We start from the raw sequence: 23,730 nt of genomic DNA, 5'->3' as shown, positions 1-23,730 counted from the left end.
TTCCATGATAGTTCTCCGAATGAAAGCCTGTCCTCAGCATAGTACCGGGAAGGAGGGAGTGACCATCTCATTAAATAAAGCACGCTAAGCCCTTACTTACCCAGATGTTTGACTGTTCGTGGCACTTTCACCATGGCAATTGCCCAACCCTTGCAAAATGCCGCACGCCTCTACAGATCGAGAGCCAGAACACTTCTCGCGCAAATCAACCAAGTGCCGTTTTAACTGCAACAGCGCGGACACACGCATTTCCACCTGTTGAATATGGGCCTCCAGCAGCGTGATGACCTCCCCACAGTCCTGCATCGGGTTGTCTCGCAGACCCAGCAATGCGCGAATCTCGCTCAACGTCATGTCGAGCGAACGGCAATGACGGATGAATTGCAAGCGCTCAATGTGCGCCTCACCGTACAACCGAAAGTTGCCACCGCTTCGCGCTGGCTTTGGCAGTAGCCCTTCCTTCTCGTAGTAGCGGATGGTCACGACCTCGCACCCAGAGCGCTTGGCGAGGTCGCCAATTCTGATTTCCATGCATCAATCTCCAATTATCACTTGACTCTATAGTGACTATAGAGATTTTAATGGAGGCTGAATAGAAGATTTTCAGGAGTTACTCATGAGCGAATGCGCTTCAAAGGGGTGTGGCTGCACGACTGAGCCGATCATCCAACCCACGGCACCGGCCCCGCTGGCAACCGGATCGGCTCAAGCGGTGTACCGCATCGAGAACATGGATTGCCCGACCGAAGAGGCGCTGATCCGAAGCAAACTGGCCGGTCTGGCGGGGGTGGCGGGTCTTGAATTCAACCTGATGCAACGTACCTTGACCGTGCGACACGAATTGCCTTCGTTGTCTCCCGTCGAGCAGGCGCTGAAGGCCATCGGCATGCAAGCTGTGCGCATGGATCAGGCGTCGGCCGAGCAGACGACCAAGCTGTCCATTGCCAAGATGGATTGCCCGACCGAAGAGACGTTGATCCGCAACAAGCTCGGCACCGTGGCCGGTGTTGCTGATCTCGATTTCAACCTGATGCAGCGCACGCTGTCGGTACGCCATGCGAACCAGGTTCTGCCAGACGTGCTCGTGGCACTGCAAGCGCTTGGATTCGAGGCGCAGGTCGTGGACACGGCAGAGGTCGCATCTCCATCCGCCGCCCCTGTGACCACGCCGACCAACTGGTGGCCGCTGGGCATCTCCTTGGTCACTGCATCGGCGGCCGAGGCGGTCTACTGGCTCCACAACGGCAATCACTGGTCGGTTGTCGTTCTGGCGCTTGTCGCGGTCTTCACGGGTGGCCTCTCCACCTACAAGAAGGGGTGGATCGCGCTCAAGAACCGTAATCTCAACATGAACGCCCTCATGTCGATTGCGGTCACGGGTGCCATGTTGATCGGCCACTGGCCCGAAGCGGCAATGGTGATGGTACTGTTCGCGCTGGCCGAGGTAATCGAAGCCAAATCGCTGGATCGCGCTCGTAACGCTATCCGTGGCCTGCTCGACCTGACCCCGGAACAGGCCACGGTACAGCAGGCTGACGGCACATGGCGCGAGGTGGGCGCCAAGCAAATCACCATCGGCGCCCGCGTCCGGGTCAAACCAGGTGAGCGCATCGCCCTTGATGGTGAGGTGCTGGAAGGCCGCTCTGCCGTCAACCAAGCCCCGATCACGGGTGAAAGCCTCCCGGTCGAAAAATCCCCCGGTGATTCGGTGTTCGCTGGCACGATCAACGAATCCGGCTCGTTCGAGTACCGCGTCACCGCCTTGGCCAACAACTCCACTTTGGCCCGGATCATTCACGCGGTAGAGGCTGCGCAAGGTAGTAGTGCGCCGACTCAGCGTTTTGTCGATCAGTTCGCCCGCTGGTACACCCCCGTTGTATTCGGCGTTGCCATCGCCGTCGCGTTGTTGCCGCCGCTGTTCATGGGTGCGGCATGGCTCGACTGGATCTACCGTGCATTGGTTCTGCTGGTGGTCGCCTGCCCGTGCGCACTGGTGATCTCTACACCGGTCAGCATCGTCAGCGGCCTGGCCGCCGCCGCCCGCCACGGCATTCTCATCAAAGGTGGCGTCTATCTGGAAGAAGGCCGCAAGCTGCGCTGGCTGGCTCTGGACAAGACCGGCACGATCACGCACGGCAAGCCCGCACAGACCGACTTTGTCACATGGGGCAATGCACTCGCCTCGGACAGCCGCAGCATCGCTGCCAGTCTGGCGGCCCGCTCGGACCATCCTGTATCCAAGGCGGTGGCACAGGCCGCGCAGACGGACGGGGTTGCCTTGCTCGACGTGGCCGAATTCAACGCGCTGCCCGGTCGGGGTGTGCAAGGCCAAATCAACGGTGCGACCTACCATCTGGGCAACCACCGGATGCTCGAAGAGCTGGGGCAGTGCACACCAGAGCTGGAGCAGCGCATCGCTGCGCTGGAAACCGCTGGCAAGACCGTCGTGATGCTGGTGGGCGCAAAAGGGGTACATGGCTTATTCGCCGTTGCGGACACCATCAAGGACAGCAGCAAGAGAGCCATCGCCGAGCTGCATGCTCTGGGCATCAACACCGTGATGTTGACCGGCGATAACCCCCACACGGCACAGGCCATCGCCGCACAAGCCGGCATTGACCGCGCGCAAGGCAACCAACTGCCCGACGACAAACTGCGCGAAGTGGAGCAATTGTCCAGAAACGGCAAGGTTGGCATGGTCGGTGATGGCATCAACGACGCACCGGCCTTGGCGCGTGCGGACATTGGCTTTGCAATGGGAGCGGCGGGCACAGATACCGCTATTGAAACCGCCGACGTGGCCCTGATGGACGATGACCTGCGCAAGATTCCGACCTTCGTGCGCCTGTCGCGTGCGACAGCACAGGTGCTGATGCAAAACATTGTGCTGGCCCTTGGCATCAAGGCGGTATTTTTGGTGCTCACCTTCACGGGTCACGCGACCATGTGGATGGCTGTGTTCGCCGATATGGGTGCCAGCTTGCTTGTTGTCGGCAACGGCTTGAGGTTGTTGCGCCGATGAGCTGGAAACTCTTTCTCTATGACTGGGGTGGCCTGAACATCGCGTTGTTTCAAGCCATCAACACAGGCACGCCCGCCACGCTGAAACCACTGGCATGGTTCTTTGGCCTCGTGGGAAGTTACTGGACAGCGCCGCTGATGCTGTTGGGTCTGTGGTGGTGGTCGAAATCGGCTACAAACCCGGCGCGTGGTACGGCCGTTCGGCATCGCCTTATTGGTTTTAGCGCGGCCTTCTTGCTGGCGTTATTGGTCGCCACCGCCTTGAAGCTATGGTTCGACTTTCCACGCCCGCCTGCCGTCCTTGGCGACCTGGCGCGCGTCATCGGGGACAAAGAGCTTCACTACAGCCTGCCCAGCGGGCATGCCACCTATGCCGCGATGGTGGTCGGTGCGCTCTGGCCTTTGATGGGCCGCCGTGGTCGTCTCAGTTTAATGCTGTACGCCACATTGGTCGGCTGGTCGCGCATCGCGGCCGGAATGCACTTTCCGGCCGATGTGTTGGCGGGGTGGACGCTGGGATGGAGCTGCACGGCACTCGCCGGGTGGTTGCTGCCGTTGGCCGCCCCTGTGTGGCAATCGGCCCGCCGCACATCGGCTTGGGTCTGGTTCACCGTGGCCGCCAGTGCTGTCATGACCGATCAGCTCACGAAGTTCGCCATCATCCGCACGTTTGCCTACGGTGAGCAAGTCGAAATCACCCCGTTTTTCAACCTCGTTCATGTCCTGAATCCGGGTGCGGCATTCAGCTTTTTGGCGAACGCTGGTGGCTGGCAACGTTACTTTTTCATCACGCTGGGTCTGGCTGTTTCTGCTTGGCTGGGGCGCATGCTGTGCCAGCAACGGCCACGTCTCGAAGCGATGGGCTACAGCCTGATCCTCGGCGGTGCGCTGGGCAATGTCGCGGATCGTGTGCTGCGTGGACAGGTTGTTGATTTCCTTGACTTCCATTGGCGACTTGCGCACTGGCCCGCCTTCAACCTCGCTGATGTGGCGATAACTATCGGAGCGCTCTGCCTGTTCTTGACGGTTGTACCGAAAAGCAGTAAAGGCACAGAGGCCGAGGTGTCCGGTTAAGCTATGCCTCAATCTGACGGCTGCGAACCGCCAGGGACAGGCGCAATGTCAGATTCTGTCGCGGCCTTGGCGCGTGCCTGGAAGCGTTCATAGCAATCCAGCCCGCAGAAATGTTCGACGTATTCCGCGCCTTCCGGGGTGAAGGCGGCATCGAGCGGAATTTCTTTGCAGCATACGCAGCAGGTGGTGCAACTGGCAGTGTTCGGGGCGTTTGCGTTCATGGTGGTACTCCTCCAGATTGGTAGCGAAGCTCAAAGCTGCCCACTCTCGGCTGGCTGGGAAGCGGTCATGATCTTCCCTTGAAGGCCCGCAGCAGCCGCGTCACAGACAGGACAAACAAGCCGGTCAGCGTGAGGGCTGCAATACCCCAGTGCTCCCCGATGAACGCGCCGGCCGTCGTGCCGGCTAGCACAATGGCGAGAATCGGCAAATGGCAGGGACAGGTGAGCACGGCCAGCGCGCCCCACAAGTAGCCGGTGATCGGTTTGTGCGTCTCAGACGGCAAGTGCTCTGGGCTGTTCATGGCAGACTCTCCGCGTGCTGTGCCGGTTCGGTTGGCATGGCGGCCAGTTGCATTTCGAGGCTGGCCAGGGCCTCGCGCCGACGCTCGACGAGTTGCCGCAACACGGCAAGCTGCGCAGACGCACCGTCACCGTCCGCAGCATCCAGCGCCCGGCACAGCCGCGCCAGTGCGTCCAGGCCGATACCCGCTTCGAAGGCAGCCCGTACAAAGCGCAGCCGTTGCAACGCGGTGTCATCGAACAAGCCGTAGCCGCCCGTGGTGTACGCGACCGGCCGTAGCAATCCGCGCAGCAGGTAGTCGCGCACGATATGCACGCTCACCCCGGCATCAAGGGCCAGCCGGGACACTGTGTAGGCGCTCATTGAACACCTCCTTTTCCTCATCCGGCGCAGCACGAAAGCTGCTTCACGTCCTTGCTGAAGGTCTGCGCCGCGAGCTTCAGCCCTTCGACCATGGTCAGGTAGGGGAACAATTGGTCGGCCAGTTCCTGCACGGTCATACGGTTGCGAATGGCGAGCACCGCCGTCTGGATCAGTTCACCCGCTTCCGGGGCCACCGCTTGCACGCCGATGAGCCGTCCGCTACCTTCCTCGATGACCAGCTTGATGAAGCCGCGTGTGTCGAAGTTGGCAAGCGCACGCGGCACGTTATCCAGTGTTAGCAGGCGACTGTCGGTCTCGATCCCGTCGTGATGTGCTTCCGCCTCGCTGTAGCCCACGGTGGCGACCTGCGGGTCGGTGAACACCACGGCCGGCATTGCGGTCAGGTCCAGGGCCGCATCGCCGCCAGTCATGTTGATCGCCGCACGAGTGCCGGCCGCTGCCGCCACATAGACGAACTGCGGCTGGTCGGTGCAGTCGCCGGCCGCGTAGATGTTCGGGCTACTGGTGCGCATGCCCTTGTCGATGACGATGGCCCCCTGCGCATTGACGGCTACCCCCGCCGCTTCCAATGCCAGGCTGCGCGTGTTCGGTGTCCGGCCGGTGGCGACCAGCAGCTTGTCGGCGCGCAATTCACCGTGCGTGGTGGTCAGCACGAATTCACCGTCCATATGGGCGACCTGGCTGGCTTGCGTGTGCTCCAGCACCTCGATGCCCTCGGCACGGAAAGCGGCTGTCACCGCCTCGCCGATGGCCGGGTCTTCACGGAAGAACAAGGTATTGCGCGCCAGGGCCGTGACCTTGCTGCCCAGCCGGGCAAAGGCTTGCGCCAGCTCCAGCGCCACCACCGACGAGCCGATTACGGCAAGGCGTTCGGGAATGGTGTCGCTCGCCAGGGCCTCGGTGGAAGTCCAGTAGGGTGACTCTTTCAAGCCCGGAATCGGCGGGACCGCCGGGCTGGCACCCGTGGCGACCAGGCAGCGGTCGAACATCACGACGCGCTCGCCACCCTCGTTCAAACTAACGATAAGGCTCTGGTCGTCCTTGAAACGCGCTTCACCGTGCAGAACGGTGATGGCTGAATTGCCGTCCAGGATGCCTTCGTACTTGGCATGACGGAGTTCTTCGACACGGGCCTGCTGCTGGGCCAGCAGCCGCTCGCGCAAGATCGTCGGCGGTGTGGGTGGCATGCCGCCGTCGAATGGGCTTTCCCGGCGCAGATGGGCGATGTGGGCGGCGCGGATCATGATCTTGGACGGCACACAACCGACGTTGACGCAGGTGCCGCCGATGGTGCCGCGCTCAATCAGCGTGACCTGCGCGCCTTGCTCGACGGCCTTCAGTGCTGCCGCCATCGCGGCTCCACCGCTACCAATGACGACGACCTGCAACGGGCGTTCGTTGCCACTGGGCTTATCAGCGGCCCCTATCCAGCCGCGCATCTTGTCGAGCAGGCCGGCGCGGTTGTCCGTCGGTGGCGCATCGGCAAGCGTTGCCTCGTAGCCCAGTCCGGCCACGGCGGTAGTCAGCGCATCCGATGACGTGCCCGCCTCAATGGCGAGTTGCGCTGTGCCCTTCGGATAGGACACCAGCGCCGATTGCACGCCGGGCACTTTCTCCAAGGCTTCCTTGACGTGAGCCGCGCACGAGTCGCAGGTCATCCCGGTGATTTTCAGGGTGGTCATGTATTTTTCCTTTTCTGTGGTGGCTACGGCTGTTGCCGTCAGCCACGTTGTTCTGGCAATTCACAGCTGTCCGGCCCGCAGCGGCGATGTGCTGGCGAGATGAAATCCCAGACCGACACCCCAACCATCAAGGCCAGGCCGACATAGAGCAGTCCACCGCTCTGCCAGCCGTAAGCCCGCATTAAAAACACCGCTGCCAGCACCAAGATCGGGCCTATCGTGCCGAGCGCCGTGCGTCGCCACTGTCGATGATTGAGCCAAGCGATAGCATTGGCGAGTAACGCGATGCCGGCGAACATCGGCAGCAGGATGCCAATGAATAGCCCCTCGTACTGGCTCAAGAAGCCCAGTCCGATGGCCGCGCCAAAGCTGGCGATGGCAGGAAAACAGGCGGCGCAGCCCATCGCGGAAACGACGCTGCCGAGCGCGCCGGTTTTGCCAGCGATGCGCGTGATGAGTCCCATGTGTCGCTCCCGAGTTCGGTTAACGGATCAGCGTTTGAGGCTGGACGGATAGCCCGCGTCCTCGGTCGCCTTGGTCAACTTCTGGACGTTGGTCTTGGCATCGTCGAAGGTGACGACGGCCTGGCGCTTGTCGAAACTTACGTCGGTCTTGCTCACGCCCTCAACCTTGGAAAGCGCGTGCTTGACAGTGATCGGGCAAGAGGCGCAGGTCATGCCAGGCACGGACAGCGTGACGGTCTGGGTGGCGGCCCACACGGGGGCAACAACGGCAGCGAGGGCGAGGGCGGCAAACAGTTTTTTCATGATGAACTCCTGTGATTAATAGAAAAATGGCATGACGTAGGGAAATCCGAGCGAGACCAGGACCAGCGCGGCCACGATCCAGAAAATGAGCTTGTAAGTAGCTCGCACTTGGGGAATCGCGCAGACCTCACCCGGTTTGCAGGCTTGCGCCGGGCGGTAGATGCGCCGCCAGGCGAAAAACAGCGCGACCAGCGCTGCGCCGATGAAGATCGGGCGATAGGGTTCCAGCACCGTCAGGTTGCCGATCCATGCCCCGCTGAACCCCAAGGCGATCAAAACCAGCGGCCCCAGGCAGCAGGCCGACGCAAGAATGGCGGCCAGCCCACCGGCGAAGAGCGCGCCGCGCCCGTTTTGTGGTTCAGACTTTTGTGGTTCAGACATACGCTTGTCCTTTCAAATTTGGTTTGGATAGCTTAAGCTTACTTCCGTAGTTATGTACGGAGTCAAGCGATATGCAAATTAATTTTGAGAATCTGACCATTGGCGTTTTTGCCAAGGCGGCCGGGGTCAATGTGGAGACCATCCGGTTCTACCAGCGCAAGGGCCTGCTGCCGGAGCCAGACAAGCCCTATGGCAGCATTCGCCGCTATGGCGAGGCGGATGTAACACGAGTGCGGTTCGTGAAATCGGCCCAGCGGCTGGGCTTTAGCCTGGACGAAATCGCCGAGCTACTGCGGCTGGAGGATGGCACCCATTGCGAGGAAGCCAGCGGCCTGGCCGAGCACAAGCTCAAGGATGTGCGCGAGAAGATGGCCGACTTGGCACGCATGGAGGCCGTGCTGTCTGAACTGGTGTGCGCCTGCCATGCGCGGAAAGGGAACGTTTCCTGCCCGCTGATTGCGTCACTGCAAGACGGAACGAAGCTCGCTGCATCGGCGCGGGGGAGTCACGGGGTGACTACGCCTTAGCGTGCTTTATTTTCCGAATTCTGAGACGACCCCTAGATATCCAGGGTGAGCACTGCGAGCGCGTAGTGACGCAACGTAGTGGCGTGGCACAGGGTAAATTTAAAGCTCTGCTCATCGAGAATTTCGCGGGCCGTTGTGCGGTAACCGGTTGGGTTAATGGCGGTGTCCTGGATGCGGCACACATTGAACATGGAACCCGGTACAATCCGTCTAATGGCATCCTGATGACTCCAACAATGCATGCTCTGTTTGATGCCGATCTTATGGGCATAGATCCGGCCACCCTGACCGTTCATTTTAAGCCAGGCATTGAGCTGGGCGAGCTGTTTGAAGGCCGTAAAATCACACCGCTGGTGTACGATCTGGACTTAGAGCGGCTGGCCGTACGCTGGGCAGGATACCAGGGCCTGGCTCATGAACAATGATGGGTTACAGCCGGGATGTGTGAAAACCCGTCAGTGAAACCTGCATGCGCCATACCTTTAAATTTAAACTCAAGAGCCAGGCTCAAGATAAAACCGAAATGAAAAGGTAAAATCCGGTGCACCAGATCTCTTAGGTTTAATACCTGAGCCGGTATACTGGCAGGCGCAGGCATGTGGGTATTATCCAGTCCATACATCTCCACACAGTGTTAACCGCAACATTTAAAGTTCAATAAGGACGGTTTCAATTTTATGTATAAAACAGCATTAGTGATGATTATCGGGATCCTCGGATGCAGTAAAGCATTTGCAGCCACTGAATTACAGCTCCAGCAAAAACGCGTTATGCAGTTCTGTGCCAACGCCAGTCTTCCATTGTTAGTTGCGGGTACAACGTACGCGAATACGTCTGACAACGGGCGACCAGAAAAAGAAAGATTGGCAATCCTGAAAAATTCAGTTGCAAGCTCGACAGCTTATAAAATGGCATCTCCCGGAGTTCAGATTGCCATGATGAGCGTGGTGGAAGATATTGCCGATCCGAAAGAATTAGCTCTACATCAAAAAGAAGTTAGACGTCTTGGGGCTAGTTATCTTTCCGACAGCGGTGTTTCATGGGCTTCAAAAACTGTTTCACCATTTACAGCCTGGTGTAACTTTAACCGTTTAGAAAGTTAAGGCTGGCAAGGCGGTTCCTGTTCAGGAAAGTTACTTTCCGTGCGGGGACCGTAAGATACAGATAAAGCTTAAGGCCTTTGAATTTCTGGAAAGCATTTGAAAATTTCATTGCGCTTGTCTGATATGAAACAGCCCCTGCATTTCTGCAAAGGCTGAAAGAGTGTGTACGGACTTTGGAAGGAGTGATGATATACGCCTGAGCCATCCCATCACCGCAGACAGGGTAATTAACCCTGACTAAAGCTTTCACCTATTCCGTCGCTCGCAAGCGGCTTTCGCACACTAACGAAGGTATGGCCTTTCGTCGGTGTTAAATTTTTCAAACTTTGCTTACTTTGTCAAGGAAGGTGACCGCAGTAGTAGGCACAACTACTTTAATCTGTATGAATAATAAGGTAGAACCGGCCAGTGAATGAATGCTTTCCCTGAAATCAGGCGGACAACCTTCAGGAATATTGATAGCAAGACTGAATCTCTCGCTGCGGCGATAAACATTTCGCCATAACCCTGAACGAGAGTGGTTCATCCATCATATACAGGAGCGTTACATGCGCAAATTTAAGTACATAATCTGTCACCAGTGCGAAGGCCACGGGACCATGGAAAACCCGGCCTTTGAAAATGGATTCACCCAATCAGAAATGGCTGAGTGGGAGCCAGAAATGCGTGAAAAGTATTTTGCCGGAGCATTTGATGTTCGCTGTGACGTTTGTGCCGGTGACGGTAAGCTCAGCGTACCAAACGTAGCGGCTATGTCTTTTTCAGAACGACGGGTTCTGGCAGCACGGCGGCGTGATGAGCGTCTTCAGGCTGCTGATGAACGGCTGTCCCGCCAGGAACGAGCAATGGGGTACTGAGGTGTTACAGCAAAGATGAAAATGACGAAGCCAAAACCGGTAAGCCGGATGAAAAGACCGTTTATTAGTGAGCTTGCAGAGCTGGGTTTATCGGGTGAAATTCTTTCAATTCGAACTGACGGCATGCAGGGGACGCTCATACCCGATCTTACCGCAGGGGTGAGTGAAGCAGGCCGTGTGAAAACCGGCAACTGGGTAATCTCTGACAAGAGAACCTTCGACCATGTCGTTCTGTGTGTTGAAAGACAAGATGAGAACCATGATGTGTATGTAGGTAAATTCATCCAGTTACATGTAGCCGCTAATAAGAGCCTTAAGATCGTCGAAATGGGCGATGTGAAACTGGTGGCCATAACCAGCTCGATTCCTACCACTTTTAATGGTGGGATAAAGAGATACAAAGGGGTTACGTATGTGTCACTTTCCCAAACAGCTCAAACCACTATCGACTTCCCGAAGCGTATCTACAAAGAGGGCCAGGAATGTACTTCTGTCACCAGTCCTGACCAAGGTCCTTTCGCCCGGGATGTTAGGTTGAATTGCTACGGGCGATGTGTTGTCACCGGCGTAAGGTCCCCCTGGCGTACTGAGGCCGCGCACTTAACGCCACGTCATGAAGAAGGCATTCCCGACGTAACGAACGGAATTTTACTTCGCCGTGATATCCATACACTGTTCGACAATGACCATTGCGCCATAAACCCTGACACTATGAAAATTTACTTCAGCCGGGAGGCCCGGGAGTTGGATGATGATCTCCTGAAATGGCATGGGAATGAGATAGAGACGACACGCATGCAGGTTCCGGTTAACATCGAAAACCTTCGGATACGATGGCAAAAATTTAAGGCTAAGGATCGTCAGCGTAAATAAAGCCATAAGCTGAACCACGGCGAGGATTAGTCTTGTTCACTAAATGACAGCGAGAGATTAAATGCAAACCCAAAAAGATATTACAGTTGGCCAGATCTGGGAAGAAGTGGATCCAAGACTGATCCGGAAAGTGCGAGTTGTTGAGGTGGCCTCGTTAGAAGGGCCCAAAGGCATCCTAATCGAAAACGTGGAGTCTGGTCGTAAGAACTGGGCGTCGTCATCCCGCTTTAATGGAAAGCGTGGAGGGTATCGTCTTATTTCCTGAAGGTTTTGCCAATATGGGAAACTGAAGAGGTTGAAACCATCCCGGTGAGGGAGCATATCTGGTAAAGAAGAGTCTTTAAAAAGGTTTTACGCGACCTGGGATAATAAACGGGAAAACGATACCCAAAAAAAGAATACAGCGATGATAACGATAAGGAATGGTAAGGGCTTCAATATTTTGAGAAATGACCTGGCTTCCTTTGCATCTGCATTTCTAATCAAACTGTCCACATAGGGATCACAGCTCTTAGGTTCTGAATTTTTCATATGTTCTGTACCTGAAATTGATTCCGTATGAGAAAAGGCCACCGAAGTGGCCTCTATCAAAACTGGTGGCAAAAGTTAGATCAGGAAATCATCAAGACTTTTACCGGCTGCAATTTGTTCTGCCAGAGCTTTGGGGGTACGGCCCTGTCCAGTCCACGTTTTTGTTTCGCCATTTTCATCAGTAAATGAGTATTTGGCCGGGCGTGGTTCACGGCTTTTCTTGGTAGCCGTAGATTTGGCCTGGAATGAGCCAAGCAGCTCTTCCGGGTTGATACCATCTTCTTCCATTAACTTACGCAGGGCGTCAAGTTTCTCCTGACGAGCTTGCAGTTCGGCAGCTTTGGATGATTCTTCCTGACGACGCTCATCAACAATGACATTAAGCTTTTCGAGGATTTCCTCAAGTACTTCTAAAGGCAGCTCGCGGCCCTGGGCGCGAAGAGTACGAATATTGTTTAACGATTTGAGTGCTTCAGACATACGACCTCACTTTCTAATTCTTTGATAAGGATTTACTTAATCATAATACACTCTATAAGGAAAAAGATGCCAGCTTTATGTCTTCAGGTACAAAGATATCTTGCTAAGAATACTCCTTATCTTCCTTGTGCAGACTGTTTCGTGCTTTCGATGTTGTTCATGAGTCTTAAAATCTGCTCACTGTTTAGGGTACTCATGCTGTAAATCATCAAGAAGGAAGCGCAGAACAACATAAGCAATCGGAAAAGGAAACCATGCCAGTGACAGGCCATATATGGCGGAGATAAACATAGGGTAATTTAACTCACTTACAAAATTCGCTTCATTGTATTGTTGAATCGAAATGGCAGAAGCAAAAATTATAATTAAAGTAAGAAAAATCCACTCTAGCCATCTCTTTTTATAACAAGCATAAGCGAAAGCTGTAGGGTAAAAAATAAAGCAAAAAATTCCAGCTGCAATTACGTTCATAAAAGTAACTTTCCTGATAGCGCAGTTATTTTTCGAATGCAGCATCATGAACAACTGCCATAACATTGATGATTGGCTTTCTTTTTCTGAAGAACCTTCCGCGCGGCAAAGTTTCTCCCGCTTTGAGACGATAAAGCCAGAAAACATAAGCCGGAGGAACATTGCTGTCAAAAATATCTGAACAAGTTTGAACTGTGATGCCTACTGTATTGTCTTTCCTCATCTCTTTAAAAGTGCCTTGCAATGCAGCGGATAACGTCATTTTTAAGAAACCTTTTTCTGTTTGAACGGATAGACTTGACTTAGCTGGCTTGACTGTAATGTTTGCCACTAAAGATCCCTCGTTCTGAGGATGCAGGCACTACAAAGTTACCGTCAGGTCTAATCATACGAGTTTGGATGAAATTTTTGCCGGATTTGGTTTTTCAACCTGGTGCTCGATCTTCCATTCTTCTTTGACGGGACCGGATGACAAATGAACTAGAACCGGTACTTTTTTACGTGTTCTATCCAGAACAATACAATTTGATTTATCCGTATCAACGCTTCCCTGAAGAGTATTCAAAGAGCAATTATCATATCCCTCAACCGGAACTGCATTACCTTGGATATCAATTTTGAATCCTCCAGCTATTACAATTTCGGGTGCATTATCATTTAAAGTCTCGTCATAGGCAGCATCAACTACATCGCAAGCAGTAAGAGTAAGTGACGATGCCACAGCAAGACACAATAAAGAAAATCTGTTTTTGAGCATATTTGAGACCTTTTATAAAAATAAAATAACAGGAGAATTGTATCATTAACAGTCTAGTTCTAACGACTACCACTTTTAAGTATGTATTGAGCCAGTTTTATATTCAGGCACACCATATTGCACTCTAGCTCTTTCATCATCCTAGAAGAACTCTTAATTAAGTATTCTTCAAGTGGGCCAGCATATGCCCCTGATGTCACGATCGTTAGTTGCGTAAGAGGATGAGTCAAACTCTCAATGCCCTTCAGGATGTCATTCTGGACAGCAGCAATATAAACAGGCGAAGCCGCAATCAAATATTCATCATTCGGACTGGACTGCATTAACTGGCTTATAGTTGCGCAACGGTTATGCTTTCCTAGTGATTTTGTGATGGCTTTCCACCAGAGATCATGCCTGAATGGTACTTGATGAAATGTCGCCTCGTAAGAGGGCACCCGATCTCGACTATTTAAAAACCCCATCCCGGCAGAGATTATCCACAACTCCAGATTTCTGGTTGAGTTTAAAATTTCCTTTGCCGTAGACCAGTGATTACCTGAATACAAGGACAATGCCGGTACCGCCTGATTACTTCTGGCGTCGTCTACAATGTTACTCCAGGCATATGCTGCGTCGTCCGGGGTTTGTTTTGGATCTATGTCCAATGTCGGCCAGACGTGGCCCTGATGATTCTTGCCCTTTGTACAGGAAGTGATTAAGTGTACTGAGCGTTCAGAGAACATTATCTTCCTTACATACCCATAGAACAGCTTTCTAAGAACGGTGGGCTCGCCTGAAAATTACAAATCAGCCCCTTTCACGGCATCATTTTGATTCTTCGCGTCTGCCCCCAGTAAGATGACCGGTTTTCTGCATGACAGTGTTATTCCTAACAAACGCAACACAAAACCACGCCAGCCAGAGCAAATTTTTTCATTTGCTGCGTAAAGCCTATTGTTTTCTCTTTTAAGCTTCGCCCACTCGTTACAGAGGGTAACATCATCAAGCGCTGTTATATGCTTCGCCTCACCTTCGACGATAACGGTATGGATACCGTATGCTGTAAATCTCATACTATTTTCCAGAACCCAGTTGCGGTATTCGTTGAGTCCACCTTCGGAACCGGTAGCTCTGCGCCACATTTCAATTTGCTTGTGTGATGGGTCAAGTGTACTTGTCATTGAAGCCTCGTCTCAGCGATAACGCTTGAAATAGCCCGCTTTGGTCAAAATGAAATTAGCCATCTGACTGGCGATTTGATTGTATCTTACTCATAGTGCCCAACCTATAGGTTAAAAAGGGGCATTTTCGCTTTATAGCGTGTTCAACATCATCAATCATCCCAAGAAAGGCTGGCTTATTAGGGGTCTGACGCTCAGTGGAACGAAAACTCACGTTAAGGGATTTTGGTCATGAGATTATCAAAAAGGATCTTCACCTAGATCCTTTTAAATTAAAAATGAAGTTTTAAATCAATCTAAAGTATATATGAGTAAACTTGGTCTGACAGTTACCAATGCTTAATCAGTGAGGCACCTATCTCAGCGATCTGTCTATTTCGTTCATCCATAGTTGCCTGACTCCCCGTCGTGTAGATAACTACGATACGGGAGGGCTTACCATCTGGCCCCAGTGCTGCAATGATACCGCGAGACCCACGCTCACCGGCTCCAGATTTATCAGCAATAAACCAGCCAGCCGGAAGGGCCGAGCGCAGAAGTGGTCCTGCAACTTTATCCGCCTCCATCCAGTCTATTAATTGTTGCCGGGAAGCTAGAGTAAGTAGTTCGCCAGTTAATAGTTTGCGCAACGTTGTTGCCATTGCTGCAGGCATCGTGGTGTCACGCTCGTCGTTTGGTATGGCTTCATTCAGCTCCGGTTCCCAACGATCAAGGCGAGTTACATGATCCCCCATGTTGTGCAAAAAAGCGGTTAGCTCCTTCGGTCCTCCGATCGTTGTCAGAAGTAAGTTGGCAGCAGTGTTATCACTCATGGTTATGGCAGCACTGCATAATTCTCTTACTGTCATGCCATCCGTAAGATGCTTTTCTGTGACTGGTGAGTACTCAACCAAGTCATTCTGAGAATAGTGTATGCGGCGACCGAGTTGCTCTTGCCCGGCGTCAACACGGGATAATACCGCACCACATAGCAGAACTTTAAAAGTGCTCATCATTGGAAAACGTTCTTCGGGGCGAAAACTCTCAAGGATCTTACCGCTGTTGAGATCCAGTTCGATGTAACCCACTCGTGCACCCAACTGATCTTCAGCATCTTTTACTTTCACCAGCGTTTCTGGGTGAGCAAAAACAGGAAGGCAAAATGCCGCAAAAAAGGGAATAAGGGCGACACGAAAATGTTGAATACTCATACTCTTCCTTTTTCAATATTATTGAAGCATTTACCAGGGTTATTGTCTCATGAGCGGATACATATTTGAATGTATTTAGAAAAATAAACAAATAGGGGTTCCGCGCACATTTCCCCGAAAAGTGCCACCTGACGTCTAAGAAACCATTATTATCATGACATTAACCTATAAAAATAGGCGTATCACGAGGCCCTTTCGTCTTCAAGAATTTTATAAACCGTGGAGCGGGCAATACTGAGCTGATGAGCAATTTCCGTTGCACCAGTGCCCTTCTGATGAAGCGTCAGCACGACGTTCCTGTCCACGGTACGCCTGCGGCCAAATTTGATTCCTTTCAGCTTTGCTTCCTGTCGGCCCTCATTCGTGCGTTCTAGGATCCTCCGGCGTTCAGCCTGTGCCACAGCCGACAGGATGGTGACCACCATTTGCCCCATATCACCGTCGGTACTGATCCCGTCATCAATGAACCGGACTGCCACGCCCTGAGCGTCAAATTCCTTTATCAGTTGGATCATATCGGCAGTGTCGCGGCCAAGACGGTCGAGCTTCTTAACCAGAATGACATCACCTTCCTCCACCTTCATCCTCAGCAAATCCAGCCCTTCCCGGTCTGTTGAACTGCCGGATGCCTTATCGGTAAATATACGGTTTGCTTTCACACCTGCGTCTTTGAGTGCTCTGACCTGAAGATCAAGAGACTGCTGACTGGTTGAGACCCGAGCGTAACCAAAAAGTCGCATAAAAATGTACCTTAAATCGAATATCGGACAACTCATGTCTATTATTACAAATTTACGATTTAATAGACATATTAATGTAACAGTTTTACGATGTCCGATAATTTATAACATTTCGTACGGTTGGAAAAATGTTACTAAATGCCCGTCAGGCAGGGAGGCCGATATGCCCGTTGACTTTCTGACCACTGAGCAGACTGAAAGCTATGGCAGATTCACCGGTGAACCGGATGAGCTTCAGCTGGCACGATATTTTCACCTTGATGAAGCAGACAAGGAATTTATCGGAAAAAGCAGAGGTGATCACAACCGTCTGGGCATTGCCCTGCAAATTGGATGTGTCCGTTTTCTGGGCACCTTCCTCACCGATATGAATCATATTCCTTCCGGCGTCCGGCATTTTACCGCCAGACAGCTCGGGATTCGTGATATCACCGTTCTTGCAGAATACGGTCAGAGGGAAAATACCCGCCGTGAGCATGCAGCGCTGATACGTCAGCACTATCAGTATCGTGAATTTGCCTGGCCCTGGACATTTCGCCTTACCCGTCTTTTATATACCCGGAGCTGGATAAGCAATGAACGTCCTGGCCTGCTTTTCGATCTGGCGACAGGGTGGCTTATGCAACATCGTATTATTCTCCCCGGAGCCACTACGCTGACCCGGTTGATTTCAGAGGTAAGGGAAAAGGCGACGTTGCGCCTGTGGAACAAACTGGCACTGATACCGTCAGCCGAACAGCGTTCACAGCTGGAGATGCTGCTGGGGCCAACTGATTGCAGCCGCCTGTCTTTACTGGAATCACTGAAAAAGGGCCCTGTGACCATCAGTGGTCCGGCGTTTAATGAAGCAATTGAACGCTGGAAAACTCTGAACGATTTTGGCCTGCATGCTGAAAACCTGAGTACACTCCCGGCTGTGCGCCTGAAAAATCTCGCACGTTATGCTGGTATGACTTCGGTGTTCAATATTGCCAGGATGTCACCGCAGAAAAGGATGGCGGTTCTGGTTGCCTTTGTCCTTGCATGGGAAACGCTGGCGCTGGATGATGCATTGGACGTTCTGGACGCCATGCTGGCCGTTATCATCCGTGACGCCAGAAAGATTGGGCAGAAAAAACGGCTCCGCTCGCTGAAGGATCTGGATAAATCTGCATTGGCGCTCGCCAGCGCATGTTCGTACCTGCTGAAAGAAGAAACACCGGACGAATCGATTCGTGCTGAGGTGTTCAGCTACATCCCAAGGCAAAAGCTGGCTGAAATCATCACGCTTGTCCGTGAAATTGCCCGGCCCTCAGACGATAATTTTCATGAAGAAATGGTGGAGCAGTACGGGCGCGTTCGTCGTTTCCTGCCCCATCTGCTGAATACCGTTAAATTTTCATCCGCACCTGCCGGGGTTACCACTCTGAATGCCTGTGACTACCTCAGCCGGGAGTTCAGCTCACGGCGGCAGTTTTTTGACGACGCACCAACGGAAATTATCAGTCGGTCATGGAAACGGCTGGTGATTAACAAGGAAAAACATATCACCCGCAGGGGATACACGCTCTGCTTTCTCAGTAAACTGCAGGATAGTCTGAGGCGGAGGGATGTCTACGTTACCGGCAGTAACCGGTGGGGAGATCCTCGTGCAAGATTACTACAGGGTGCTGACTGGCAGGCAAACCGGATTAAGGTTTATCGTTCTTTGGGGCACCCGACAGACCCGCAGGAAGCAATAAAATCTCTGGGTCATCAGCTTGATAGTCGTTACAGACAGGTTGCTGCACGTCTTTGCGAAAATGAGGCTGTCGAACTCGATGTTTCTGGCCCGAAGCCCCGGTTGACAATTTCTCCCCTCGCCAGTCTTGATGAGCCGGACAGTCTGAAACGACTGAGCAAAATGATCAGTGATCTACTCCCTCCGGTGGATTTAACGGAGTTGCTGCTCGAAATTAACGCCCATACCGGATTTGCTGATGAGTTTTTCCATGCTAGTGAAGCCAGTGCCAGAGTTGATGATCTGCCCGTCAGCATCAGCGCCGTGCTGATGGCTGAAGCCTGCAATATCGGTCTGGAACCACTGATCAGATCAAATGTTCCTGCACTGACCCGACACCGGCTGAACTGGACAAAAGCGAACTATCTGCGGGCTGAAACTATCACCAGCGCTAATGCCAGACTGGTTGATTTTCAGGCAACGCTGCCACTGGCACAGATATGGGGTGGAGGAGAAGTGGCATCTGCAGATGGAATGCGCTTTGTTACGCCAGTCAGAACAATCAATGCCGGACCGAACCGCAAATACTTTGGTAATAACAGAGGGATCACCTGGTACAACTTTGTGTCCGATCAGTATTCCGGCTTTCATGGCATCGTTATACCGGGGACGCTGAGGGACTCTATCTTTGTGCTGGAAGGTCTTCTGGAACAGGAGACCGGGCTGAATCCAACCGAAATTATGACCGATACAGCAGGTGCCAGCGAACTTGTCTTTGGCCTTTTCTGGCTGCTGGGATACCAGTTTTCTCCACGCCTGGCTGATGCCGGTGCTTCGGTTTTCTGGCGAATGGACCATGATGCCGACTATGGCGTGCTGAATGATATTGCCAGAGGGCAATCAGATCCCCGAAAAATAGTCCTTCAGTGGGACGAAATGATCCGGACCGCTGGCTCCCTGAAGCTGGGCAAAGTACAGGTTTCAGTGCTGGTCCGTTCATTGCTGAAAAGTGAACGTCCTTCCGGACTGACTCAGGCAATCATTGAAGTGGGGCGCATCAACAAAACGCTGTATCTGCTTAATTATATTGATGATGAAGATTACCGCCGGCGCATTCTGACCCAGCTTAATCGGGGAGAAAGTCGCCATGCCGTTGCCAGAGCCATCTGTCACGGTCAAAAAGGTGAGATAAGAAAACGATATACCGACGGTCAGGAAGATCAACTGGGCACACTGGGGCTGGTCACTAACGCCGTCGTGTTATGGAACACTATTTATATGCAGGCAGCCCTGGATCATCTCCGGGCGCAGGGTGAAACACTGAATGATGAAGATATCGCACGCCTCTCCCCGCTTTGCCACGGACATATCAATATGCTCGGCCATTATTCCTTCACGCTGGCAGAACTGGTGACCAAAGGACATCTGAGACCATTAAAAGAGGCGTCAGAGGCAGAAAACGTTGCTTAACGTGAGTTTTCGTTCCACTGAGCGTCAGACCCCTATTAAGCCGGTCCATCATTTTCTGTATATCTCTCATCAATTTTTATATCCGGCCTGAAGTGCACCGTTCAAGCACACCGATCAGGCAGTTAGTCACTAGTTAACTCTTTACTAGAGACTAAATTCCATTGATTTACGTGACAACGTCACGTCATTAAGGTTTGCAAATGCCTAATTTTCATACTATGGGATTTAATTAGGAGTAAATCCCACAGGTTTACATAAAGCTGACATTTAAAAGTGTTAAAAATCAATCAGATAGAAAGAAAAGGCTCTCCGGAAGAACTCTTCTCATTATTTCGCCGCCCGGGGTTATTGCTGACAGATCTGAAAGTGCTAATATGTTAGTCATTAGTAATTAGTAAAGCCTTTACTAAACGCGTTTCTACGTAAATTCTATTGGTTTTAGAGGGTCCTACTGTCCGAAGACAATAAAGTTGTACACAAAGCACTAAAGTTGTAACCATTCTCAAAAAACGACGCTAATGTTGTATGCTTACTGAATGTGTGGTTATAGGGTTGGAGACTATAAAATGCACATATAGGTACGTATCAATGTCGTTTTTTGGGTACGATCATGGGTAGGGGTAGGCGTCTCAAATCCTATTTGGATTATGAAAATGCGCTAGGTGACGGCATAGGAGTGGGCTATGGCCAAAGTTATCAGCCCTGGCTTAGAGCTCAGGACGTTAAATCCCGTGGAAACCGTTCGATAGTCTTTGGCCTTAAGACGTTTCGAAACCATCATCATGGGGTTTGAGGGCCAATGATGTAAAAAACCACGCTAAGGAGATAATTCATTGTTTAAATTGAGATTTAACGGCCTCAATTCCCCCTTCATAATATCCTCCGGTAGTGTGAACGTATAATGTCCCAGCATGTTGATATGACCGTGCATCAGAGGCGAAAGCCGCGCGATATGTTCATCCTCTGGCCCTTCCCCGATGCTGCGCAGGTGCGACAAGGCTTCCTGCATATAAAGCGTATTCCACAGCACCACTGCGTTTGTCACCAGACCCAGCGCACCCAACTGATCTTCCTGCCCCTCGCGGTAACGTTTTCTGATCTCGCCACGCTGACCGTAGCAGATGGCTCTTGCAACGGCATGGCGGCCTTCACCCCGGTTCAACTGTGTTAGGATCCGGCGACGATAGTCCTCATCATCAATATAGTTGAGAAGATACAGTGTCTTGTTAACTCTTCCGACCTCCATTATTGCCTGAGCAAGCCCTGACGGTCGGGTACTTCTCAATAGCGATCGAATGAGTTCTGACGCATGAATAGTGCCCAGCTTCAGCGAACCGGCAACCCGCATCATCTCATCCCAGTGGCTTTCGATTTTAGAAAGGTCAACACAACCCCGCGCCAGTTTGTCCAACGCCCCGTAATTCGCTGCTTTGTCGGCCCGCCAGAACACAGCCTCACCCGCATCCGCCAGACGAGGTGAAAATTGGTATCCCAGTAGCCAGAACAGGCCAAAGATAATGTCACTGGTACCTGCTGTGTCCGTCATGATTTCAACCGGGTTTAGTCCCGTTTGTTGCTCAAGTAGCCCTTCCAGCACAAAGATGGAATCCCGCAGTGTTCCAGGAATCACTATGCCATGAAAACCCGAATATTGGTCAGAGACAAAGTTGTACCAGGTGATGCCGCGCCCTGAACCAAAGTATTTTCTGTTGGGGCCAGAATTCACCGTTTTCACTGGCGTGACAAAACGCATACCATCAGCGGAGGCTACCTCCCCGCCCCCCAGTATCCTGCCAACGCTAACGAGGACTGAAAATCAACCAGCCGCGCATTGGCGCTAACCAGCGTTTCTGCTCGGATGTAGTTCTGTTTCACCCAGCTCAGACGATGGCGAGTCAGTGCAGGGATATTGTGCTTGATCAGCGGCTCATGTCCGATATTGCAGGCCTCAGCCAGCATCACCGCACACAGGCTTATATGCAGATCCTGCGCACGGGCACCTGACTCGCTGACATGGCTGAATTCACGGGTGAAGCCAGTTCTGGCGTCAATCTCGAGCAACAGTTCTGTCAGGTCAACGGGTGGAAGCAATTGTCTGACTCGGCTGCTCAGTTGTATCAGCGCCGGTGGTTCATCCAATTTATCCAGGCTGCTGATGGTCAGCGAAGGATGTTTACCTTCATTGCAGATGTCCACGGCGGTATTGCGATCAAAACGTGATGCCACCGTTTTCCAGGTTTCATCTAACTGAGCGGCCAATTGCTCCGATGCTTTACTGCCATTAGTGGGGTGACCCAATGCCCGGCAGACTGGAACCCGCTGCGCCTGCCATTCCTCCCCCTGAAGAAGTTTTTGGCGCGGATCACCCCAACGATCGCTGTTTTCCAACCAGATGTCACGACGGCGTAGCGCATCCTGAAGTCGCTCCAGCAGACACAACGAGTAACCTGCTCGCTGTATCCGACCGTCAGCATCGTACACCAGGCGTTTCCAAGGGCCTGAAATGATATGTTCAGGTGCATCGTCCAGGATCCGTTTTTTCGAGCCGTTTAGCTCTGCCAGGTAATGGATGGCAGCCAAGGTATGTTCACCGTCTGGGGCCGCACGGAAGTGCAGATCGCGCAGTAGTGCGGGCAAAAAACGCCTTACCCGTCCGTATTGCTCCACCATTTCATCCTGAAAGTTTGTATCCTGGGGGCGGGCCAGTTCATTCACTTTTTCCACGGACTCTGCCAGTCTGGCGACAGACACACTGCTGAATATGGTCTTTCGCAGCAAATCATCGGCGGTATCTTCATCAAGTAAAAGTGCGCATGCCCGCGCCAGCAGCAACGCCGCGCGGTCAAGATCCTTGAGCGTCCTAAGTCGCTTTTTCTGCCCGGTTTTCTTCGCCTCCCGGGTAATATTGAGGATCAGCATATCCAGCACGTCAACGGCCTCGTCCAGCGCCGAGATTTCTTGCGCTTTCACGAATGCGGTAAGGATCGCCAGCCGCCGTTCTTCTGGCATTCTGCTGATATATTTCACCGATGCCATTCCGGCATAGCGTGCCAGATTGCGGAGCTGTATGGCGGGCAGCCCAGTGAAATTCAGACAGGAAAACTCCAGGCTGCGCAGGCGAGTGTAACGTTCAAGTGCTTCAGTGAACGCGGGGCCGCTGATAGTGACAGGGCCTCTTTTTAGGTGCTCCATCACTGAGAGTCGCTGTCCTTCGGGGATTTCAAGTAACCCAGCCAGTTGTGCGGTCTGCCAACGGTTTGGCAGCGCGGCCAATTTTCGCCACAAGCGGCGGGTCGCACGCTCACGGATTTCACCAATGACTCTCGTCAGGGTGGATGCGGCTGGCAACAACACTTTATTTTGAAGCAACCACGCGGTGGCAAAATCGAACATCAGTCCGGGGCGTTCATTACTGAGCCATGCACGGGTATACAGCAATCGCTTCAGTCTGAACGACCACGGGAAATCACCGAAATCATGATAGCTATAGTGCTGCCTGATAAGCCCGTGGTGCTCCCAACGTGTGTTTTCCCTTTGAGCATAGCGGGAAATGATCTCTGGATAGCGGATGTTAAGTTGCCTTGCGACATAAAACTGGACACCGGGCGGTATTTGCATGAGATCGGACAAGAAGGTTCCCAGAAAGCGGGCAGTTGTGAGTTGAAGGGCAATTCCCAACCGGTTATGCCTGCCCCTACGCAGGTTGATGAAAGTAAGGTCTCGCTCATCAAGATGAAAATACCGTGCCAGCTGGATCTCGTTTGGCTCTGCGGCATAACGCCCGTAGTTCTGTGTCTGTTTGTCGGTCAGAAAATCAGCAGCCATCACGCATCCTTTCGTAAACGGGTGTTCTGTTCTCTTTTTAACCGTCTCAAATGTTATGAGTTTTGATACCACCCAAAACGGTACTGAATGTCAGTATCAAAAATCGTGATTTATGCATTATGATACTACACAGTATGGCACTGTTGCAAAGTTAGCGATGAGGCAGCCTTTTGTCTTATTCAAAGGCCTTACATTTCAAAAACTCTGCTTACC

At 52.5% G+C, this 23,730-nt stretch carries 24 protein-coding genes and 2 pseudogenes; 9 read left to right on the top strand and 17 right to left on the bottom strand.

Annotated elements, in window-relative coordinates:
* Positions 1-96: 96 nt before the first annotated feature.
* Positions 97-531: a Cd(II)/Pb(II)-responsive transcriptional regulator gene (gene cadR / locus CHU32_RS26570; RefSeq protein WP_000405672.1), complete on the bottom strand. Its 435-nt coding sequence runs from the start codon at positions 529-531 to the stop codon at positions 97-99.
* A gap of 85 nt (positions 532-616) precedes the next feature.
* Here cadR and CHU32_RS26565 point away from each other — a divergent pair, with 85 nt between their 5' ends.
* Both CHU32_RS26565 and lspA read left to right on the top strand, forming a co-directional pair.
* Positions 617-3,022 carry a heavy metal translocating P-type ATPase gene (locus CHU32_RS26565; protein ID WP_012695446.1) on the top strand — a complete coding sequence of 802 codons (2,406 nt, stop codon included), beginning with the start codon at positions 617-619 and terminating at the stop codon, positions 3,020-3,022.
* The gene (lspA, locus tag CHU32_RS26560; RefSeq protein ID WP_000118563.1) at positions 3,019-4,095 is read left to right on the top strand and encodes a signal peptidase II; all 1,077 of its coding nucleotides are present in this window, start codon (positions 3,019-3,021) and stop codon (positions 4,093-4,095) included. The genes CHU32_RS26565 and lspA overlap by 4 nt, the downstream gene beginning before the upstream one ends.
* 8 nt (positions 4,096-4,103) lie before the next feature.
* On the opposite strand, the gene CHU32_RS26555 is transcribed toward lspA, so the two are convergent.
* The 7 genes from CHU32_RS26555 to merT form a co-directional block, all read right to left on the bottom strand.
* A complete protein-coding gene (locus tag CHU32_RS26555) occupies positions 4,104-4,316 on the bottom strand; it encodes a DUF3330 domain-containing protein (RefSeq protein WP_000993245.1) in 213 nt (70 codons plus the stop codon).
* A 65-nt stretch (positions 4,317-4,381) separates the two neighbouring features.
* The gene (merE, locus tag CHU32_RS26545; protein WP_001087807.1) at positions 4,382-4,618 is read right to left on the bottom strand and encodes a broad-spectrum mercury transporter MerE; all 237 of its coding nucleotides are present in this window, start codon (positions 4,616-4,618) and stop codon (positions 4,382-4,384) included.
* Positions 4,615-4,980, bottom strand: a complete 366-nt coding sequence (gene merD / locus CHU32_RS26540; RefSeq protein WP_001277466.1) for a mercury resistance co-regulator MerD — start codon at positions 4,978-4,980, stop codon at positions 4,615-4,617. Before merD ends, merE begins: the two co-directional genes overlap by 4 nt.
* Positions 4,981-4,997: 17 nt before the next feature.
* Positions 4,998-6,683, bottom strand: a complete 1,686-nt coding sequence (gene merA, locus CHU32_RS26535; protein WP_000209296.1) for a mercury(II) reductase — start codon at positions 6,681-6,683, stop codon at positions 4,998-5,000.
* 38 nt (positions 6,684-6,721) lie between these two features.
* Positions 6,722-7,147 carry an organomercurial transporter MerC gene (gene merC, locus CHU32_RS26530; protein WP_000522996.1) on the bottom strand — a complete coding sequence of 142 codons (426 nt, stop codon included), beginning with the start codon at positions 7,145-7,147 and terminating at the stop codon, positions 6,722-6,724.
* A gap of 27 nt (positions 7,148-7,174) precedes the next feature.
* On the bottom strand, positions 7,175-7,450 hold the full coding sequence (merP, locus tag CHU32_RS26525) for a mercury resistance system periplasmic binding protein MerP (RefSeq protein ID WP_000732275.1): 276 nt from the start codon (positions 7,448-7,450) through the stop codon (positions 7,175-7,177).
* A gap of 15 nt (positions 7,451-7,465) precedes the next feature.
* Positions 7,466-7,831, bottom strand: coding sequence for a mercuric ion transporter MerT (gene merT, locus CHU32_RS26520; protein WP_001294656.1), 366 nt, complete (start codon positions 7,829-7,831; stop codon positions 7,466-7,468).
* Between the two features lie 71 nt (positions 7,832-7,902).
* Here merT and merR point away from each other — a divergent pair, with 71 nt between their 5' ends.
* The 5 genes from merR to CHU32_RS26495 all read left to right on the top strand — a co-directional run bounded on the left by merR (position 7,903) and on the right by CHU32_RS26495 (position 11,191).
* The gene (merR, locus tag CHU32_RS26515; protein WP_001166628.1) at positions 7,903-8,358 is read left to right on the top strand and encodes a mercury resistance transcriptional regulator MerR; all 456 of its coding nucleotides are present in this window, start codon (positions 7,903-7,905) and stop codon (positions 8,356-8,358) included.
* Between the two features lie 65 nt (positions 8,359-8,423).
* Entirely contained in the window at positions 8,424-8,783 is a 360-nt protein-coding gene (locus CHU32_RS26510) for an HNH endonuclease signature motif containing protein (protein WP_000194247.1), read from the top strand.
* Positions 8,784-9,035: 252 nt separating this feature from the next.
* Complete coding sequence (locus tag CHU32_RS26505; RefSeq protein WP_000278471.1) at positions 9,036-9,461, top strand: hypothetical protein; 426 nt, start codon at positions 9,036-9,038, stop codon at positions 9,459-9,461.
* 548 nt (positions 9,462-10,009) lie between these two features.
* Positions 10,010-10,318 carry a hypothetical protein gene (locus CHU32_RS26500; RefSeq protein ID WP_001224686.1) on the top strand — a complete coding sequence of 103 codons (309 nt, stop codon included), beginning with the start codon at positions 10,010-10,012 and terminating at the stop codon, positions 10,316-10,318.
* A 15-nt stretch (positions 10,319-10,333) separates the two neighbouring features.
* The gene (locus CHU32_RS26495; RefSeq protein WP_000784387.1) at positions 10,334-11,191 is read left to right on the top strand and encodes an HNH endonuclease signature motif containing protein; all 858 of its coding nucleotides are present in this window, start codon (positions 10,334-10,336) and stop codon (positions 11,189-11,191) included.
* 606 nt (positions 11,192-11,797) lie between these two features.
* On the opposite strand, the gene CHU32_RS26485 is transcribed toward CHU32_RS26495, so the two are convergent.
* The 8 genes from CHU32_RS26485 to CHU32_RS26450 form a co-directional block, all read right to left on the bottom strand.
* The gene (locus CHU32_RS26485; RefSeq protein ID WP_001287391.1) at positions 11,798-12,202 is read right to left on the bottom strand and encodes an H-NS family histone-like protein; all 405 of its coding nucleotides are present in this window, start codon (positions 12,200-12,202) and stop codon (positions 11,798-11,800) included.
* Positions 12,203-12,379: 177 nt separating this feature from the next.
* Positions 12,380-12,673 carry a hypothetical protein gene (locus CHU32_RS26480; protein WP_001100635.1) on the bottom strand — a complete coding sequence of 98 codons (294 nt, stop codon included), beginning with the start codon at positions 12,671-12,673 and terminating at the stop codon, positions 12,380-12,382.
* Positions 12,674-12,698: 25 nt separating this feature from the next.
* Positions 12,699-13,004, bottom strand: a complete 306-nt coding sequence (locus tag CHU32_RS26475; protein WP_223152485.1) for a hypothetical protein — start codon at positions 13,002-13,004, stop codon at positions 12,699-12,701.
* Between the two features lie 54 nt (positions 13,005-13,058).
* Positions 13,059-13,430 carry a hypothetical protein gene (locus CHU32_RS26470; protein ID WP_000916940.1) on the bottom strand — a complete coding sequence of 124 codons (372 nt, stop codon included), beginning with the start codon at positions 13,428-13,430 and terminating at the stop codon, positions 13,059-13,061.
* Between the two features lie 59 nt (positions 13,431-13,489).
* Entirely contained in the window at positions 13,490-14,155 is a 666-nt protein-coding gene (locus CHU32_RS26465) for a hypothetical protein (protein WP_000490638.1), read from the bottom strand.
* Between the two features lie 57 nt (positions 14,156-14,212).
* Positions 14,213-14,593: a hypothetical protein gene (locus CHU32_RS26460; RefSeq protein ID WP_001371925.1), complete on the bottom strand. Its 381-nt coding sequence runs from the start codon at positions 14,591-14,593 to the stop codon at positions 14,213-14,215.
* Between the two features lie 329 nt (positions 14,594-14,922).
* Positions 14,923-15,783: a broad-spectrum class A beta-lactamase TEM-1 gene (locus CHU32_RS26455; RefSeq protein ID WP_000027057.1), complete on the bottom strand. Its 861-nt coding sequence runs from the start codon at positions 15,781-15,783 to the stop codon at positions 14,923-14,925.
* Between the two features lie 182 nt (positions 15,784-15,965).
* A complete protein-coding gene (locus CHU32_RS26450) occupies positions 15,966-16,523 on the bottom strand; it encodes a recombinase family protein (protein WP_001235713.1) in 558 nt (185 codons plus the stop codon).
* Positions 16,524-16,686: 163 nt separating this feature from the next.
* On the opposite strand from CHU32_RS26450, the gene CHU32_RS26445 reads away from it, so the two are divergent.
* Both CHU32_RS26445 and CHU32_RS26440 read left to right on the top strand, forming a co-directional pair.
* Positions 16,687-19,692, top strand: a complete 3,006-nt coding sequence (locus CHU32_RS26445; RefSeq protein ID WP_001143760.1) for a Tn3-like element Tn3 family transposase — start codon at positions 16,687-16,689, stop codon at positions 19,690-19,692.
* Positions 19,693-20,302: 610 nt separating this feature from the next.
* Positions 20,303-20,473, top strand: a pseudogene (locus CHU32_RS26440) (TnsA endonuclease N-terminal domain-containing protein); the annotation flags it as partial.
* Positions 20,474-20,509: 36 nt separating this feature from the next.
* On the opposite strand, the pseudogene CHU32_RS26435 reads toward CHU32_RS26440, so the two are convergent.
* Positions 20,510-23,517, bottom strand: a pseudogene (locus tag CHU32_RS26435) (Tn3 family transposase).
* Positions 23,518-23,730: the final 213 nt, after the last annotated feature.

This window comes from Superficieibacter electus (genome assembly GCF_002915575.1).
Classification (GTDB): domain Bacteria; phylum Pseudomonadota; class Gammaproteobacteria; order Enterobacterales; family Enterobacteriaceae; genus Superficieibacter; species Superficieibacter electus.
This window is presented reverse-complemented; position numbering and strand designations above follow the sequence as displayed.